This is a genomic window from Dyadobacter endophyticus (genome assembly GCF_014641595.1).
Classification (GTDB): domain Bacteria; phylum Bacteroidota; class Bacteroidia; order Cytophagales; family Spirosomataceae; genus Dyadobacter; species Dyadobacter endophyticus.
The window spans coordinates 86,137-103,334 of sequence record NZ_BMIA01000001.1 but is presented as its reverse complement, the minus strand read 5'-3'; the positions used below and the strand labels follow the sequence as shown (position 1 = coordinate 103,334).

The 17,198-nt window shown below is 47.1% G+C and carries 18 protein-coding genes and 1 pseudogene; 14 read left to right on the top strand and 5 right to left on the bottom strand.

What is annotated here, in order from left to right; genetic code table 11:
- The first annotated feature begins 700 nt into the window (after positions 1-700).
- The 3 genes from IEY24_RS00495 to IEY24_RS00485 all read left to right on the top strand — a co-directional run bounded on the left by IEY24_RS00495 (position 701) and on the right by IEY24_RS00485 (position 5,866).
- On the top strand, positions 701-3,772 hold the full coding sequence (locus IEY24_RS00495; RefSeq protein ID WP_188927615.1) for a lantibiotic dehydratase: 3,072 nt from the start codon (positions 701-703) through the stop codon (positions 3,770-3,772).
- A 136-nt stretch (positions 3,773-3,908) separates the two neighbouring features.
- Positions 3,909-4,730, top strand: a complete 822-nt coding sequence (locus tag IEY24_RS00490; protein ID WP_188927613.1) for a LytR/AlgR family response regulator transcription factor — start codon at positions 3,909-3,911, stop codon at positions 4,728-4,730.
- Positions 4,727-5,866 (top strand): sensor histidine kinase, encoded by a 1,140-nt coding sequence (locus IEY24_RS00485; protein ID WP_188927611.1) that lies wholly within the window; start codon positions 4,727-4,729, stop codon positions 5,864-5,866. Before IEY24_RS00490 ends, IEY24_RS00485 begins: the two co-directional genes overlap by 4 nt.
- Before the next feature lie 841 nt (positions 5,867-6,707).
- Here IEY24_RS00485 and IEY24_RS33035 read toward each other — a convergent pair.
- The gene (locus IEY24_RS33035; RefSeq protein WP_188927609.1) at positions 6,708-6,926 is read right to left on the bottom strand and encodes a T9SS type A sorting domain-containing protein; all 219 of its coding nucleotides are present in this window, start codon (positions 6,924-6,926) and stop codon (positions 6,708-6,710) included.
- Between the two features lie 143 nt (positions 6,927-7,069).
- Here IEY24_RS33035 and IEY24_RS00475 point away from each other — a divergent pair, with 143 nt between their 5' ends.
- Both IEY24_RS00475 and IEY24_RS00470 read left to right on the top strand, forming a co-directional pair.
- On the top strand, positions 7,070-7,375 hold the full coding sequence (locus IEY24_RS00475) for a helix-turn-helix domain-containing protein (protein ID WP_188927608.1): 306 nt from the start codon (positions 7,070-7,072) through the stop codon (positions 7,373-7,375).
- Positions 7,372-8,604: a type II toxin-antitoxin system HipA family toxin gene (locus tag IEY24_RS00470; RefSeq protein ID WP_188927606.1), complete on the top strand. Its 1,233-nt coding sequence runs from the start codon at positions 7,372-7,374 to the stop codon at positions 8,602-8,604. Before IEY24_RS00475 ends, IEY24_RS00470 begins: the two co-directional genes overlap by 4 nt.
- A 233-nt stretch (positions 8,605-8,837) precedes the next feature.
- Here the strand turns inward: IEY24_RS00470 and IEY24_RS00465 are convergent, their stop codons facing one another.
- Entirely contained in the window at positions 8,838-9,068 is a 231-nt protein-coding gene (locus tag IEY24_RS00465) for an integrase core domain-containing protein (RefSeq protein WP_262892343.1), read from the bottom strand.
- A gap of 209 nt (positions 9,069-9,277) precedes the next feature.
- On the opposite strand from IEY24_RS00465, the pseudogene IEY24_RS33030 reads away from it, so the two are divergent.
- The 8 genes and pseudogenes from IEY24_RS33030 to IEY24_RS00430 all read left to right on the top strand — a co-directional run.
- Positions 9,278-9,457, top strand: a pseudogene (locus IEY24_RS33030) (transposase family protein); the annotation flags it as partial.
- 96 nt (positions 9,458-9,553) lie between these two features.
- Positions 9,554-9,943: a transposase gene (locus tag IEY24_RS32685; RefSeq protein WP_229221056.1), complete on the top strand. Its 390-nt coding sequence runs from the start codon at positions 9,554-9,556 to the stop codon at positions 9,941-9,943.
- A gap of 200 nt (positions 9,944-10,143) precedes the next feature.
- Positions 10,144-10,296 carry a hypothetical protein gene (locus IEY24_RS00455; RefSeq protein ID WP_188927598.1) on the top strand — a complete coding sequence of 51 codons (153 nt, stop codon included), beginning with the start codon at positions 10,144-10,146 and terminating at the stop codon, positions 10,294-10,296.
- A gap of 244 nt (positions 10,297-10,540) precedes the next feature.
- Positions 10,541-11,749 (top strand): hypothetical protein, encoded by a 1,209-nt coding sequence (locus IEY24_RS00450; RefSeq protein WP_188927597.1) that lies wholly within the window; start codon positions 10,541-10,543, stop codon positions 11,747-11,749.
- 10 nt (positions 11,750-11,759) lie between these two features.
- Positions 11,760-12,323, top strand: a complete 564-nt coding sequence (locus IEY24_RS00445) for a Crp/Fnr family transcriptional regulator (RefSeq protein ID WP_188927596.1) — start codon at positions 11,760-11,762, stop codon at positions 12,321-12,323.
- A gap of 133 nt (positions 12,324-12,456) precedes the next feature.
- On the top strand, positions 12,457-12,891 hold the full coding sequence (locus tag IEY24_RS00440; RefSeq protein ID WP_188927594.1) for a MauE/DoxX family redox-associated membrane protein: 435 nt from the start codon (positions 12,457-12,459) through the stop codon (positions 12,889-12,891).
- 99 nt (positions 12,892-12,990) lie between these two features.
- Positions 12,991-13,269, top strand: a complete 279-nt coding sequence (locus tag IEY24_RS00435) for a hypothetical protein (RefSeq protein ID WP_188927592.1) — start codon at positions 12,991-12,993, stop codon at positions 13,267-13,269.
- 416 nt (positions 13,270-13,685) lie between these two features.
- Entirely contained in the window at positions 13,686-14,291 is a 606-nt protein-coding gene (locus tag IEY24_RS00430; RefSeq protein ID WP_188927590.1) for a hypothetical protein, read from the top strand.
- A gap of 159 nt (positions 14,292-14,450) precedes the next feature.
- Here IEY24_RS00430 and IEY24_RS00425 read toward each other — a convergent pair whose 3' ends face one another.
- From IEY24_RS00425 to IEY24_RS00415, 3 genes are all read right to left on the bottom strand, one after another.
- Positions 14,451-14,594, bottom strand: coding sequence for a hypothetical protein (locus IEY24_RS00425; protein ID WP_188927588.1), 144 nt, complete (start codon positions 14,592-14,594; stop codon positions 14,451-14,453).
- A 358-nt stretch (positions 14,595-14,952) separates the two neighbouring features.
- Positions 14,953-15,252 (bottom strand): hypothetical protein, encoded by a 300-nt coding sequence (locus IEY24_RS00420; RefSeq protein ID WP_188927586.1) that lies wholly within the window; start codon positions 15,250-15,252, stop codon positions 14,953-14,955.
- Between the two features lie 2 nt (positions 15,253-15,254).
- Positions 15,255-15,794: a hypothetical protein gene (locus IEY24_RS00415; protein WP_188927584.1), complete on the bottom strand. Its 540-nt coding sequence runs from the start codon at positions 15,792-15,794 to the stop codon at positions 15,255-15,257.
- Positions 15,795-16,656: 862 nt separating this feature from the next.
- Here IEY24_RS00415 and IEY24_RS00410 point away from each other — a divergent pair.
- Positions 16,657-17,196 carry a DUF2975 domain-containing protein gene (locus tag IEY24_RS00410; RefSeq protein ID WP_229221048.1) on the top strand — a complete coding sequence of 180 codons (540 nt, stop codon included), beginning with the start codon at positions 16,657-16,659 and terminating at the stop codon, positions 17,194-17,196.
- The last annotated feature ends 2 nt before the right edge of the window (positions 17,197-17,198 follow it).

Sequence of the window (17,198 nt, the reverse complement as noted above, 5' to 3'; positions counted from 1 at the left end):
ATCAAAATGAAAGATCAAAAACCGGCAAAGTCACTACTACTTCGGACAGCACAACGACACTTTACGAACGCTTCACATCGACAATTGACTGCTGGAAACTGCGGGGATACTGGCCACCGCCGGGCGGCCCGCTGATTTAAATTTGGGCTGACCAGGTCATCTCGGCCTATACTGACCACTCTATCTTTTTTTCACCAGCGAGCTACTCCAAAGGCTGCGAATTGTGGCTGGTGGCCAATCTGCCATAGAATGGGGTGATCTGTGGTACCGCATTTTCCGCTTCTCAGGGTCAGACTTCCGAAAACCGCAATTTTTTGGCCCGAACAAAACAAGAAGAAAAGAAAGCTCAGCCCCAATCCCCGCCGCCAGGGGCAAAAAGGAAGTGGAATAAGAAAGCGGGCGCTAGGCCGCAGTTATGCCGAACACTTTTGCCAGGCTGATAGAAAGTCTGCCCCGGACGGGATTATATACACCCAGCACGGTCTGCATCGAAAAGCAATATCCGCCTTTACTGAGAGTACAAAACAGTCGACCAATAAACAGCAAATGTTATACGAATTACAGAATACGATCGAGCGGTCAGGCAAATCCGGGGTTTGTATCCAAATCTACAATCTGTCCAGGCTGGTATACTAAAGTGGCGCAAGTGGACTTCCAAGCCGAATTTGGGACATTTCACTCCACCCAAAGACTTACCTGCATGCACAACGAGCCCTATGATTTTTTCATGCTCAGGCGGGCGGCCATGCCCAACGGCGAGCTAACAACTCTTCACCAGCGGTGCGGAGATGATTTTCAAAAGTGGGAAGCTGCGCTACTTGAACTATGTCAAACTGAGCCCTTCCGTCAGGCTATCTGGCTTGCTTCTCCTTCGCTTGAGGCCGCCGTAGAAGCTTACGATAAACAAGCCCCGGAAAAATCCAGGCGCAAAGTACTCTTCTCACTTTACAAGTATTTGATCAGAATAAGCGCGCGGGCAACCCCTTTTGGGCTTTTCTCTGTGACTGGTGCCGGAGCCCTCGCTGATCACAGTAAGCTCAGCGGGCCCGCGATCAGTGAAAAGAGAAAGACGATCAGGTTACAGATCAACGCATTAACACATATTGCCCGCTGGCTTGACAGCCAGCAGCCGTCGGGGCAAACCCGGTATGTGGCCAACAGCAGCTTACATCTGACCCCGACAGGATACCGTTATATCGAGATTAAAAAAAGTGGACAGACCACAGAGCCAGTCATTTCAGAAGTCGATGGCTTTCCAGAGCTCATCTTGCTTTTGCAGGCGGCAAAGACTCCGCAGACGAAAATCGAACTCGCAAAAAGGCTAAAGGACGCATTTACACCGGACCAGTCCAGCCGTTTGATCCAGGATTTGATCGACTCGGGCCTTCTGGTCAGTGAGCTCTCACCCAACGCGACCGGCCCTGATTTCGAAGACCGCGTCAAAGCCTGTCTTGACGAGTATCGTCAAAAATCCAGACAAGCCCAGCAGCTCTATGAACTGGTCTGCGGGCTTTCCAGCCAGGATTCAACCGCCGGCCTGCAAGGTGTGGCCAGAGAACTAGCCGGTCTGATACCTGCGCTTTCCACACAGCAGCTATTCCGCGCCCAGATTAGCGCCACCCAAAAAGGGCTGATGCTTGGCAAAAAAGCGGTGGCCAAGCTGGCTGGTGATTTTGCAGCAATAAAAGGCCTTTTGCGCAGCAGCGAGCAGTTAAGCCCATTAACTGTGCTGAAACAAAAATTCAGGGCCAGTTACGGCTATCGGCTGCTGCCGCTCTGCGAGGTGCTGGAAAGTGAAATGGGGATGCAGTATGCCCGGCTCGCTATGCAGGAGGGCAAACCGCCTACCCTACTGACGCAGCTGGAATTCTCCCAAACCGCCTACACTGCGGCATTACCGGAAACAGCCGCAAGCCGCATCAAGCAACAAATCCTCGATCAAGCGCTATCTGAGCAACTATACCAAATCGAGATTCAGGAAAGTGACTTAAAAACGCTTACTAAACAACCTTCCCAAGAGCGAGGATTTTACTGGCTGGGGGAGATACTTGCCAGCTCGGCCAAAAACATAGACCGCGGCTACTTTCAATTCTATCTGAAAGCCGCTGGTGGCCAGTCAGGTCTTGAGCTCATGGCACGCTTCGCTCAGAATGATCCGCTGCTGGCAGCCTATCTTTCTGATGCAAGCAGAGCGCTCGCAGAGCTCGATCGCGAAAGCATCCACGCAGAAATCGCCCATGTTCCAGAGATCAGAACAGCCGCCGTTGTGAGCAGGCCTCATCTGTGGCCTTACGAGATCCCCTATCTTTCTCATTCGGTAATGCCCGCATCCAGGCAAATTGCTGTCAGCGACATACTGGTTTCAATCTCAGAGGATGAGAGCTTCATCCTGACCAGCAAAAGCCTTGCAAAAAGAATCATCCCACATAACACGACCGCCCACAATTACAGCCTCGGGCTTCCGGTTTATCAATTTTTATCTGATGTAGCCAATCAGGACAGCCAGTTAATGGCATGGGATTGGGAGCATCTTGCAAGCTTTTCGTTTCTTCCCAGGGTCTTATTCCACCGGTTGATATTGAGCCCGGCCCAGTGGAATCTTTCGGGAGAGACCCGTCAAAAAATCCTTGATGCACTTGATACAGACGAGCACTGGAACGTGCTGCTCAGTAAGTTAAGAATTCCAAGGATGATCCAGATCTGTCAGGGTGATAATCTGCTTCTGATCGATTTTGAAAGCCGTTTTGCCCGAGCGCTCTTCAAAGCAGAGCTGCAAAAAACAGGTCACCTTAAAATTCAGGAATACCTGCAATCTAGTGCCTCTCAGCCGGTAGAAGATAAAGCAGGGCGCTATTCACATGAGCTGGTACTGGCCTTTAAACCCGCGGCAACCCAAGCGCTAGTCTCCCCGCCGGCACAGATGAAAGAGCAGCGGCTCTTTCATCTGGCAAGCCAGTGGCTCTATGTAAAGATCTTCCTTCCCGCAGGTAAAGCCGACAGGCTGCTGACAACGTCACTGGCCACGATCTGCGAGCAGCTGACTAGCGAAGGGCATCTGAAAAAGTGGTTTTATGTCCGGTATTTTGACCCGTCGCATCACCTGAGAATCCGCCTCGAGCTTGCTAGGCCGGAATGCTGGCACCTGGCCCTGGACCGGATCCAGACTTCACTTGAAGGTAGTGCTTTCCAGGGCGTAATCGAGAAAATCCAAACCGACACCTACGAAAGGGAACTTGAAAGGTATCATAGCCTCGACTTTGAAAAGGTCGAATCAATCTTCTACCAGGACTCGCTGGCCTGCATTAAGGTCGTCTCGCTACTTGAGTCAGAGACGGATGACCAGGCGCGATGGCTTGCCGCACTGTACGGGGCGGATGTTATGCTCGATGATTTCGGTTTGAGCGTAAACGAGAAAGCGGCTTTTGCCAAAGTAGCCTATCAAAACTTCTTATCCGAATTCGGTCAGGACCAGGCGCTGACCCGTCAGCTGGACTACAAATACAGGCAGCACCGCATGCAAATCCAGCAGACACTCACAAGTCAGGCACTTTTGCCGCTAATGCTCGACGGCTGCTTTAAGGAAAGATCCGAGCAGATTCGGGTCACGCGCACGACGACAATCACAAGGGCAGAAATTTCCAGCTATGTTCACATGTTCCTGAACCGGATTCTTGAAAGCAATCATCGAAAACAGGAAATGATCTTGTTTCACTTTTTAAGCAAATACTATCAATCGGCAGCCAAACTTTGCACGAATCGACTAATTAATTGAATATCAGCACGAAAATCGAAAACACACTTTTAATCTTGGGTTACATACATTATTTTGTAACCAATTGGTTAATTAAATAAACAAGCAAACTACTCCTCGCCCACTCGCTAAGAATCTACCTTGAAAATTCTACGAAATGGACACCAATTTTTCTCATGCAATTTCCTGCCTTGTGATCGACGACGAGGAGGCGGCTCACCTTGCACTAATCAGGCTGATCGATTCAGTCCCCTGGCTTAGCTTGAAAGGTCGCTGTTACAGCAGCGTCCAGGCAGCCGATATGATCGCAACGCTACGCCCGGAGCTAATTTTTCTGGATATTGAAATGCCCGGGCTCAGTGGCATGGAGTTGATCGGTATGCTGACCGAACCCAGGCCACAGATCATTTTGACAACCGCTTTCCGTGATTATGCGTTTGAGGGCTTTGAAAACGAAGTAAATGCTTTTCTGTTAAAACCCATCAAAGCCACCAGGTTTTACCGGACAGTCATCAAAATCAGAGAAGACTTACGGGCAAGACATTTGCATTCGCTGCCAGGGGAGCAAGGCCGCCAGCAATTAGCGGAGTGTAAAACAGCAAGGGGCGGCCGGGATGAAAAAATGCATGACTTAACCTGCTCTGTCCAGGACGATTCGATCTGGATTTACTCAGGCAAAAAATTTCACCATCTCAGACTGAACGAGGTTTATGCGATTGAGGGCTTGAAGGATTACGTAAAGGTGCATTGCTCGGAAGGTACAATCCTGGTGAAAGGCAGTATCGGCTCGATCGAGCGCAAACTACCATCGTCGCATTTCATCAGAATCCACCGCTCGTATATTATAAACCGGTCGGCCATCCGGCTCATTGAAGGCAACATGGTCCGAATGCCTGATGGTTCTAAATACACCATACCCAGCTACAAAAGCAGAGAAAACATCATCAACCGACTACTGGACCGCCAGCGACGCATATGAAAAGCGAAATAAATAAAGGGGTCTATTCCAGGCTTTTATTGCCGGATGCGTTGCGTACACGCGCATCCGGTCACATGCTCTTTTGGCTGATTTTTATCGGCTATCATATGATCTTTTTCTTTCCGATCTTGCCCGACAGGGTGATGAGCGCAGACACCAGACTTGCATATCTGCTGTACTATGCCCGTTTCATTCCGATTTATTATGGCGCGATGATTGTCCTGGCACTTACCGGCCAGCCCTCGCAAAAATGGTTCAGCCCGTTTGTCGTTCTATTTATCTTTATTCTGATAACGCACCTGTTCACAAAACCGCTCTACCATTTCTACCAGGGCCTAATCGGTCTTGAAAATCTGCCAACAAACTTCCAGCTTATCGGAAAGTATTATTTGCGGCCGTGGATCCCCGAAAAAAGCAGGGATTGGTATGTGCTGGTTTATGATCTGATGGATATGCAGCTTCTTGCGCTGCCTATTGGGCTAAGATGGTTAAGGCTGGGCGCGATGGCCAATTTAAGGCGCTCGGAGGCGGAAAATCGAAAATTGGAAGAAGAGCTCAAAGAGCTTAGGGCGCAGCTTACACCCCACTTCATCCTGAATGTGCTTAACGCAGCCAGCACAGAAGTAGCCACCTTCTCCCGGAAAGCGTCCGACTATCTGATACATGCTGCCGATATGATCCGTTTTGCACTCTACGATACACGCTCGGAGTTTATTGAGCTCAAAAGAGAGCTTGAATTCATATCCCAGTATCTGAAACTGGAAGCAATGAGAAGCAGTCAGAGAAGCAAAATCGTCTTTGATTGCTATGGAGATGTAGATACCGGCAAACGTGTACCGACGCTTTTGATCACGACCCTGGTTGAGAACGCGCTTAAACATGGCGTGCACGCAACGCATGAGCCTTCCTATGTCAAAATCGACTGCCACATCGAGCAGGACAAGCTTACCTTCCAGGTTTTTAACAGCAAACCTGGCATCAAATACCCTGTATCAGAGAAAACAAGACACGGCGGACTCGGGCTTGCTACACTCAAGCGAAGGCTCGAAGGCTACTTCCCTGAAAACCACCGGCTCAGGGTAAGTGACAAGCCGGAAAGCTTTCTGGTTTATTTACAAATCCCGCTGGTCCTCTGACTAATAATCAATAGGCTCCTGGTTCGACCCCAGGCATATACTATTAAAAATCAATCACTTACGAAATAAAACTTATAAGTATTTCTTTACTCGCTACACAAATTGAGACACAACTATTGGTTGTAGAGATTGTTGAACTCCAAATCGCTCACATCATATCGACATTTCCTTAGTCGTTCTGAGACTCCAAGAAGGTCACTGATGCGGATGGTAGTCCGTAAGTCCTTTTTGACCACCAATTTCAGACTACTTTAACGGCTTTGCAGATACTGATCGGCTTCATCGGTTAAAATCGGGTATTCAGAAAGCTGCTTCACCTTCCTGTAGCGATGGGAGATTGGGTGACTGATGCCGGATCTGTAACCTGCGATAAAGATAGCAACAACACCAGGACGGTTAAGTGTAAACGTTTCAGGTACACACGTTTCAGTTAAGTTAAGGTCATGTGCAAACCCGGCGCTAAGCCCCTTGTTCGCAGTTTCTTTAGACCTGGAAAGGCATGAAATAGTTACTTATCGTTTCGCCAGATTAATCATGCATTTATTGTAGTAAATATGCCACATACAAATCCTTTCATGGTAACAGAGGACAGCGGAATTTTGAACTTAAAAGACTGCATCTAATGATGCAGTCTTTCGCCCGCATGAGAATTTGAATTCGCATACGCGTATAGAATAAGCTTCTCTCGTAACAGAACCTACGATATGTTTCGTATTTCTGTCGAATAATATTAGTACAATGAAACAGTCCAAAATTTGCTTGAAATCACGATAAATGACAATACGGTCAGCTTGCCACGGAATCTGGTGGTCACACCGTTCGAATTCTCCACCCAGATTTTTCAATTCTTTATAAATCTTTCCGCTGTCCCATCCGCAAATTTCAAAATATACTGCCCACTGGCCAGTGACAGGATGTTGATCTGTTGCTGGCCAGTGGTGATCACAATCGTTTGCAACTTCTGCCCCGTCACATCATGCAATGTAGCGGTGGTTTTTAACAATGCATTACTTACTTGAAACGTAAGCGTTGTTTGTGCCGGATTAGGATATACGGCCAATACGCTGCTATTTCTAAAAACAGATCTAATATCTATAATTTCACTTTTAAAACCATCTAAGTAAAGAATTTTCCGCTTGCAATTCAGTATATTTGTAATACAATAGTATCAATTATTGATATATATAGCAGATAAGTACTAAAATGATATCACTTATATCACCATCTAAGGCGCTTCGTAAGCTTGCTGAAAATGTGCGTTCCAGGCGTTTAAATGCAGGCCTTACTCAGGAAGGCTTGGCAGAGCGTTCAGGTGTTGCCCTTCCGACTTTGAGAAAATTTGAGCAGAAAGGGGTTATCTCTCTTGAGTCATTCCTTAGGCTTCTTTTAGTAGTTGGCGGCCTCGAGGAACTGATTGAGGCTATCAAGCCAGTTAAACCAGCTTTCTCTTCTATCGATGAAGTATTGAAAGAAGAGGCTTCACCCCGTAAACGAGGCCGTCACAAATGAAGCGACCTATCACAGAACTCAAAGTAGGATTGGATTTCGGAAGTAAAATTCTTCCGGTTGGACGTTTGGCTATTCGCGACCGTACCATTTATTTTGAATATCAAGCCTCGTTCATTCAAAAAAGGTTGGAGATTTCTCCACTACGTTTGCCTCTCAAACCGGGACTTACCGCTTTTGAAACAAGACCATTCGAGGGATTGGCGGGTGTTTTTAGCGATAGCCTGCCTGACGGCTGGGGCCGTTTATTATTTGACCGTCTTTTGCGTTCTCAGAACATATTGCCTTCCGATATTACTCCACTGGATCGTTTGGCACATGTCGGATTTCATGGAATGGGAGCCTTGGTCTATGAACCGGATCATAGTCCGTCTGATATAGATGGCTTGATTGATCTGGATCATCTTGCTCAGCAAGCCGGTGAGGTTCTTACAGGTAATTCAGAAGAGATTATCCAGGAGCTGCTGTCTTTAAATGGGTCATCTGCCGGGGCAAGGCCTAAAGCACTCATAGGGGTTGATGAGACCCGTCAGAACATCTCCCATGGAGCAAAGCAACTCGCCCAAGAATTTGAGCCCTGGCTGGTCAAGTTTCCGAATTCCCAAGACGGGTTGGATTCCGGCGCTATTGAATACGTTTATGCTTTGATGGCAAAAGAGGCGGGTGTTGCAATGTCGGAGGTGCATTTATTTACCGCCACTAAGGGGGGGGGATATTTTGCAACAAAACGTTTTGACCGGGATGGTACAAAACGATACCACATGCATACAGTAAGCGGGTTATTGCATAGTGATTTTCGGATACCGTCATTAGACTATGAAGATTTACTGACGCTGACTGGTGAGCTTACGAAGGACATCCGGGAAGTTGGGAAAATGTATAGACTGGCAGTGTTCAATGTCCTGGCCCATAACCGAGATGACCATGCCAAAAATTTCAGTTTTCTCATGGATAGCCATGGGGAGTGGAAATTATCACCAGCGTATGATCTGACCTTTTCCAATGGCCCTGGGGGAGAACAGAGCACAATGGTAATGGGCGAGGGAAGAAGCCCCGGTGACAAGCAGCTTATAAAGTTGGGGCTTCAAGCTGGTCTGTCAAAAGCACTTGTCGAGGAGAGTATAGCCCAAACCAGGTCTGCCTTGGGGCGGTGGAATTCTTTGGCAAAAGAATACGGCATTAGTCAGTCAACAATAGACTTGATAAATAAAAGGCTGGCCGGAAATGGATAGTGATAGTCTATTATCTAAGAAAATCTACGGTGACGTGGCCGCATACCCATCAGGGCTGGTGGAAGAAGATGCCACTTTGCTGACACCATTCGCCAATAAATGCAAATCACTGGGAGAGATGGATAAATCCGGGCAGCTCACAAAAAGGGTGACTGTATGTAGTCAAACCAACTTGGACAACAGCTTAGAGAGTATTTTCAGGTTTATAAAGCTATTAACTTTTGGTTTAGATACTAGATTTTCCGCTGTTTCAGGGTCTGAGTTTTGATCTGCTCCCTTCTTTTCAAAATGAGCTCACCCCGACCAAAATACACGTCGGCTGGCGTCAGGTTGTTCAAGGATTCGTGATACCGCTGGTTGTTATAGCGGTCTACAAATTGGCCGATCGCTTCCCTGAGCTGGTCTGGGTGGAAGAAGTTTTCGAGCTTGACCACATTTCTCATGGTCCGGTGGTAACGCTCTATCTTTCCGGCTCCGGCCGCCCGGTTGCGTCTGCGGATGGGCCGGTCTGCCGTGCACCGGCTGCATTTGAAGCGTATTTTTCAGATAATCGCCCAACTCGCTGGATATGTAACACGCACCATTGTCTGAAAGTAACTTGGGTTTGGCTTTGGTTTTAATTCGAGCCTTTTTTATTGCAAGCTCAACGGTCCTTTTTACATCATCAGCCTTCATGCTGCTACATTGGCAAGGAAAAGTATTGGTCAATTCAAGTTCCCTGCAAAGGTACTCCAGATGTCCTGTTTGTAAAAAGAAGAGCAAGTCAATCCATAGTTATTATCATCGCCAGCTAGCTGATTTGCTTGTTTCTAACTATCAAGTGAAGATCAACCTCCGAAGTAGAAGGTTCATATGCCGAGACCACATCTGTCCATGGAAGATATTTACTGAACGATTCTGTTCAGAATTAGGCACTTACAGTCGCCGCTTACAACGCAGCCGGGACCTTTTGACAAATATAGGTTTGGAATTGGGAGGTGTCAAGACGGCGATGATCAGCAGGTGGGTAGGTAGCTCCGTAAGCGCGGCCACGGTGATCCGAATGATTAAATCGCTCCCGGGTGTTAGTGGCAATATCTGCTCCGGCGTTATCGGAGTGGACGACTGGGCATTAAAAAAGGGCAGAACCTATGGTACAATCCTGGTAGACCTACATCAGAATAGGGTAATCGATTTATGGGAAGGTCGCAGTGCAGAAGTGCTCGAAGCTTGGCTTAAACAACACCCGGAGATGCATATTGTGGCCAGGGATAGAGCATCGGCCTATGCATTAGGTATCCGCAAGGGTGCCCCGCAAGCCAGGCAGGTAGCCGACCGCTTTCGGACGAGCCGGAATTGACCTGCTTACAAAAATGTTAATGGCTAAAAACAGATAAGCCCACCATCAAAAGTGACGAAGAACCCTCTTTGGTCAGGAATATCCAAGTTGAAAATCTGTTTCGTATACAAAAGCTCAGGATTGATCTACTAAATTTGAGATTGGAAAGAGAATGCATGTGATTTGGGGTGGTTCAATGTCTCACACAAATCACAATTCAGATGCAAACGCAACAGACAAATCAGTATTCCGGCCTTAAAAAACGTGAAGTCGCCAGTCTTGCGCTGCTGGGCCACGCGACAAACCAATACGGGAAACAGGACACAATTACCACCAGCGGAACCACGTGTGGTTTCCGCAGGCACCATCGCTAGGAAAAGCACCCATTTTACCAAGGCCAGCCGCCCTGCGGCTGGCTTTTTCATTTGCTTCCCCAGAGGCATCTCTCAATACATCTACGCTGTCTTACCCCATCCGCTATACAATTTCCCTTGATTGGTCTACTTAATTTGACTCGCTAGCGCTCAGAAAAGACATTTACAGCTACACCCTCCCACAGCCCAAATGCTCAGAAGCTGCTTTATCGGTATAGGACGTAGATCAATCTGGTGGATGTAAATGGACGAAAAGTATGCCCTTCGGTGGCTTGATCTGGTGGTCACCACGATTTTGGACCCTGCCAAAACAAATGTATCAACGATCGGCTCACAGGAGCTTGAAAACTTCAATTCGCTGATAAAGCAGGAGATCTCGCAGAGCAAGACGCTACTTTCAGAAGCCGCCTTCCGAATTTTCAGCAAACGCAAAATCAAGCGTATGGTTGGCCAGTACCACCGGTCTCTTTTCCTGCTTCTGGAAACCGTTTTTGAACGTCACCCCCCGATCGCTACCAGCGAAAAGGCCACGAGCCTGGGGACGACCGCCATCGAAGCAATTAATGAGCTGCTTGACTTTATTGAGCACCGTTTTGGGGAATACATTGACCTGGACAGCTGGGTACCCACAGCCCACCTTGCCGTCATCAAAGAAAGTATCGCCGAAAGACTTGAAAAACTTAAGCCATGGCTTGACGCGGTGGCGGTGGGCACTCCGCTGGCGCCCTTGGTACTGGACGCATTTAGCACTTTTACTGATGAGCATCACAAGAAACGACGGGCCACATTTAGGGAGGTGTTTTACAAAAAAGAGCTGATCGATCAGCTCGAAAAGCTGGCAAGCTCCTCACATAAGGAGGAGTTAAGCCCCGATCGGCTCATTCAGATGCTTGTATTTATGAATTTTAACAGCCGCCACTTTGTCGATTATTACACCAGCCGCATAGCTGCACGCGTCCGGCAAACGCAGTCTACTGCCGAAAAAATGGGGGAGCTGCTTTTGGCCCACAAGGATTTTAATCAACTACATCACCAGTCCCAGCTCTGCCTGCACGCCGGTTACGTAGATGTCAGAACGGCCATCGGGCGATGGTTTGATGCAGAGCTGCAATATCTGAAAAGGCAAAGGCAGTGGGAAACGGCTGCAACTGCTCAAACTTTTGGCAACATCCCCAACACGTCCACCGAGCACACAAAGATCCTTTGCTTTCTTTCGATCGACCAGATCGCGCTGCTGCTCAGGGCGCTCGATTCACTTCGGATCATACAGGCAAGATCAATGAACAGTGTGTTCCAGAGAATTGCCCCATACCTATCCACGCCACGGAAAAAGGATATTTCCTGGGAGAGCATGCGCTCAAAGGCTTACCAATTCGAAGAATCTGACAAGCAGCGCGTGCTCACCATCCTCGATTCGGTGAGCCGCTGGATCTCCGAGCTGGACGCTCAATAAGCAGGATGTGATGAGGGAAAATGATCTGATCGGCTATTTGTCACAGGCTTACCAGCAGGAAGATGCTCTCTGGCAGCTACTTGACTCGATGCCGGTCAGTAAAATCCTCAGGCCCGGACAGATGCTTTTCAAAAACGGCCTTCATCCCGAAGCCTTTTTTGTTCAACGGGGCATTGTCAAAGGTTTCTTCTATGACGATAAGGGGCGCGAGCACGTAACAAGGTTCTGGCAAGAAAGGCAGATTATCCTCCTGGCGGATGCGCATGAGGTTAATATCACAACGGCGGACCGTCTGCAAGCACTGGAAACGGCCAAACTCTCGGCGATCACCTATGCAAGTGCCGGCTCACTAAAACTTTCCGCGGCTCAAATTGCCCGGTTTGCCACAAAAATCCTTCTCGCAGACCGCAATATGGCCGAGCTAAAGGCCCACCTGTGCGCGCTGCCCGCCCGCCAGGCTTACGCAGAATTCAGGAGCTTCCTGCCCGAAAGCAGGGTCCACCTGCGTGACATTGCCAGCTTCCTGGGTATCACCCCGCAGACAATCAGTGAAATAAGAAAAAACACCAGGTAAGGATATCGCCTTAGCAAAACATTCAGAAACTGACTTCACATTCCCGAAGTCCGAAGAGAATTTCCGGGGCTAATTTTCGAAAACAACCCGCTAGAGACCCGTTAATTCCACCACCTGACTTTCGACCGGCGTCATGATTAGACAGACAGCCTTGACCATTATCACCGCTTTGCTGATCATACTTTTCAGCTACACGGCGGTTTCCAAAATAATTACTCTCCAGGTTTTCAACTCGCAGCTTGCCATGCAGCCATTTCCTGCATGGAGCATCTGGCCGCTCACGCTACTGATACCCGTCTCTGAGCTGGCAGCAACGGCGCTGCTTCTGATTAAATCAACCAGGCTCTGTGGCCTGTATGCGTCGGCGACGTTAATGGCCGGATTTACCGCTTACATGGGACTTGTGGTAGCCGGCTTTTTCAGCAAAACACCTTGTAGCTGTGGCGGTGTCTTGCAGCAAATGGGTTTTGAGGCCCATCTGCTCTTTAACCTATTCTTTCTGACCATCGCGCTGATTGGTATATACATCATCCACCAAATGAAAGGAGGTCTGCTTTCAAAACTCTAAACTAACCGGCCAGGCTCCCAGGGAGAACGTCCAACCGGGCTGCAGGCACCCGCCCTTCCTGCAAAGAATCTCAATTTCAAACGCTAAACAATTACTGTTATGAAAACCAGAAGCAAATTAAGTATCCTTCCGCTAGTTGCCCTATTGCTGGGTGGCACTCTCGCCCTGGCAGCAAACTTCCCAGGCAGACAGGCTCAACGGTGGACCCGGACGGGCGGAGCTGCCAGCCAGAATTGGGAGCAAGGGCAAGTTTCGGGTTGTCAGACCAGCTCGGGTATCTGTCAGGCTGATTTCCCGGACGACTATGATCCGAACGAGCACACGGCTGAGCAAAACCAGAGCGCAGCATCCGTAGTCTCCAACGGTTATGTACCCTGATTAAAACCAGGACGGGTGACGTAGCCACCCGTCCTAATATCTAATTCCTTTCGTACCCAATCTCACCCGCAGCGGAACAAATCTCGAACCAAATGCTTGGTGATTTACAAAAGTCATCAGATATAAGTATCTAAAATTGAGATTATTATTTTGTTCTACAATTTTACCAAAGTATCGTACCGCGACCAAACTCCTCGTAGGGGGCATCGTGACACATGAGGTTATAACAGCTGTCCGAGGTCATTACATTGTGACTTTCTAAGATATAGATGGGCATCTTCGTGCCGTCTCCTCGGAGCGCCAGGAAATCAGTAAAAGCCACGTTAACGTTTCGTTAACATTGTTTAACAAGGCATTAACTTCCTCTTTAAGAGAAACATCCAGCTTTGCGGAAATTCCTAATATCAAAAAGAAAAATGATGAAACACTTACACTTTTCCGCTCTATTCTTGATGCTCGTTTTTGGCACCGCCTGGAAGGAAAAAAACGAAAATGAGCTATTGAGAGACCTTGTTAGGCCCGAAACCAAAGACGTGACTGCCTCTCTCGTGGATTTACGTATGGATGCAGATCGAGCCAACTTTTCCGGCGATTGGAAATTAAATGAGTCGAAAAGTGAACGTGATGGCCAATTTCCTATTTGCATATTTGGAGAAGGGGATCGTTCAACTTCTAAAACAATTAAAGTTGCAGAGCACGGAGATTTTCTCACGGTAACCGTAGCGAGACCACTGCCTTACGGAAGGCTTGTTACTAGTCAAGAGATAGTGACCTTTGATGGTAAAAGTGAAGCCACCATTGTCGGAAGTCCTAGGGAGAAATCAAGCGCAAGGTGGTCAGATGATGGCCAAACTATGACTATCAATTCAGTAAAATCCTTCAACACAATTTCTGAGGATGCAGATATTGAAGTAACAGAGGTTTGGAAATTAATTAATGATGGAAATTCTATTTCGGTCCAGGTCATTTCAAACTCCGGTTCCGGCGAGAATACTATGAAACTGATATATGATAGGCTGTGAGCCTCCAAGGGTGAAATTATTTGAGGCCTTGCATCGGTGAGGCCACTTGCATTTTACGGATGATATTTTTCGATCCGCACGTTTTTCCTGTCTCATAAAATGTCTGATACTGAATTCTAGCTATACAAGTTTGTGTTCCCTCGTCGCGCGAATGGAGGGTTATGTCAAACGGCTTGTATTCCCGACCATGGATACGCGGACGTATCCGTAATAGGACACAGCAAAGCCTTCTACAATCATGTATTCGACCTTGTGATCGCTCAGCGACCAGATAATTTGGGGAAGGAAATTGAAATCAAGCATTCGCGATAACCCTTATTTGGATTGTCTTACAGATTGCAGCGATTTCTCAGAAAGATTATCACCTCTGAGGAAATCTATGAAATTTTCAAACCTTTTTTTGACCTTCCGCGAGTACAGTAGCGCTCACCGTGCCACTGGTCGCGGTGTCCTTCATTTCCTGGAAGCTGCTATATTTTCTTACCTTTTCCATAGCGGCACTGCTTTTCCTTGTTTATAAAACACTGACATATACAGATAGGGGACAAACAAGCACAATGAAAACTCGTGCCGCACATCAGTCGGTGCAATCAAATCCCAAATGAAACATAACCACAAGGCCGGCCGGTAGGGTTTTCAAAATACTCCAATAAATGACCAATCACGCAACCTTCAATATTTCCTTCTCTACCCTTGACAAAAATTTGGAACGTGATTTCAATGTGTCCATATCCTTATGGGACGATAAATAAAATACACCTTCCTTGCTGGGATCGTCCAGAAGATAAAATTTATAACCGTATTTCACCTCTCCTGGTAACAGTTCGGTGCCTTTTGCCGCTGGTAAGAACTGATAAAGTATGGCTCCGAACTCCTTGAAAAAATCTGGGGTGTAAGGCGTTGTAAGGCGGTCCAGGTCTACCGGCTTGGGAACGTGGTGCTGTATAAGTCTGGTTTTCATGGCTATATCTCTCCTTTTTCTCTCAGTGACCAAAATAACTGCTGGGCATTCTCAATAGCCTCCTTGCCTGTCCATCCCCAGAACGTTCCTGCCAGTGCATGCAACTTCTCGTTCATTACCACCGGCTCCTCAATAGAAGGAATTCCGTCACTCGGCCCCCAGCTATCAAACACCTCGCCTTTACTATCCAATATGATTTCATACGGCATTTTGCCGAAGCTCACTTGTTCTTTGTATTTGTCTATCACCAGGTTCATCGCCTTGATCGCGCTCCGCTCACAGTGCACCGGACCCGTCGCGCCCTGCATATACAGGACTAGCTGGTCCGCACATTCCCGGTTAGTGAATGCCGCCTGTGGCCGGAGGGTATCAATTCCAGCATAAACTACCCATGCATAATTCGGGGAGGCAATGGGCTGTATTTTCCCCTTAAATTCCTGCTGCCAGACATTATACTTAGCGAGAAGGCTCTTTTCCACTGCTTCGATGCTGTACTCGTCAAAGTCCTCTTCCGCCCTGGTTTTTGTAGCTTCTAGTTTCATAGTTGTTGATGAATTTATGGCGATTAATTTTTACTCTGAATTTTCCAATCAGCTATTACATAGGGAAATAACCACATGGAACGGGCGCCCAGCAGAAGCCAGCGATATTTCCCGGCCTCTGTGGTTTAAAGTTTATTTGATAACCAAAATTAAAAAATGGTTTTCAAACATGCATCACAAATTGATATTTTTATTATCAATATTTTGATACGAACACTACCAACGCCATTAGGAGTACGAAGAATTGGCTTACTCGAAGCTTACGCGCGCCCGGATCCGCAGAAAGGCTTGACTGTTAAAAAACTAAGAAGACCGCAAGAGAGCCCGGAACCAGCCCCTTGGACGATTAATTCCAACAACCAGAGAAATTCGCCCTCGCGCCGGTCCTGCTGCCCGTGAAGAATCACTAGTCCAATGCCGGAGAGTCCATGCTAGAAGCTGTATCCGTGATCGATGCTTCTAGCATAGATTATTACCCTGGCTTTCAAGCTCAACCATCTTGCCTTAGAGACGACATCGTAAAAAATGTCGTAGCAGTCAATCGGCGCAATTTATAAAACGCCAAGACGATGCCAGAGGTGCCCGAAGCCATATCGAGCGTCTTGATACCAAGATCAAGTAGAGAGTAGGCGCAGTCAATTAAAATTTGCAAGCCGCCCGTTGCCATTGACTTTCGCTTTGATCAACACTGGCTTCATATTTCCCTCATCATCGATTTGCCTGATCCCGTGGTCTCATCCAGGGCATCCATCAGAAAATCCATTACAAAGCCCTACGGTGAGTATTTTTTGAATAAAAATCTATTTTTATTGTTTATCGATAAAATTTTATTATTTTGGATACATCAACCTAAATTTCAGCAATGATATCAAAAACAAACAACTTCGTATTTTGGGCCTTATATGTTGTGGCCTGGCTTATTTTTGTCGGGCTGAGCATTGAAGCGGGAGGCCTGATAGTAAATTTCTTTTTCAGTCTGTATAATCCCGAATTTGTCCAAAATCTTTATCAAAAGTTGGACTTAGCTGAAATGTATAAAGATAGTAGATTAGTTTTCTTCGGTGTCTATGGCTTTATTCTAAGCATTTCAATTTTAAAAGCTTGCCTATTTTACATAGTTATCAGACTAATGCACACAATCGATTTATCAAAACCGTTCAACGCTTTTGTTGCAAGGCAAATTTCGCAAATCAGTTACTACACCCTTTCAATTGGATTGTTAAGTTATATCGCCAGACAGTTAGCTAAAAATTTAATGCACCACGGTTTTGCCACCGGCAATCTAAACCAGTTTTGGGCAGATAGTCAAGCATTTATTTTAATGGGAGCTGTAATCTATATTATTGCGACTATTTTTAAAAAAGGGGTAGATATTCAAAACGAAATTGACTTAACTGTTTAAGT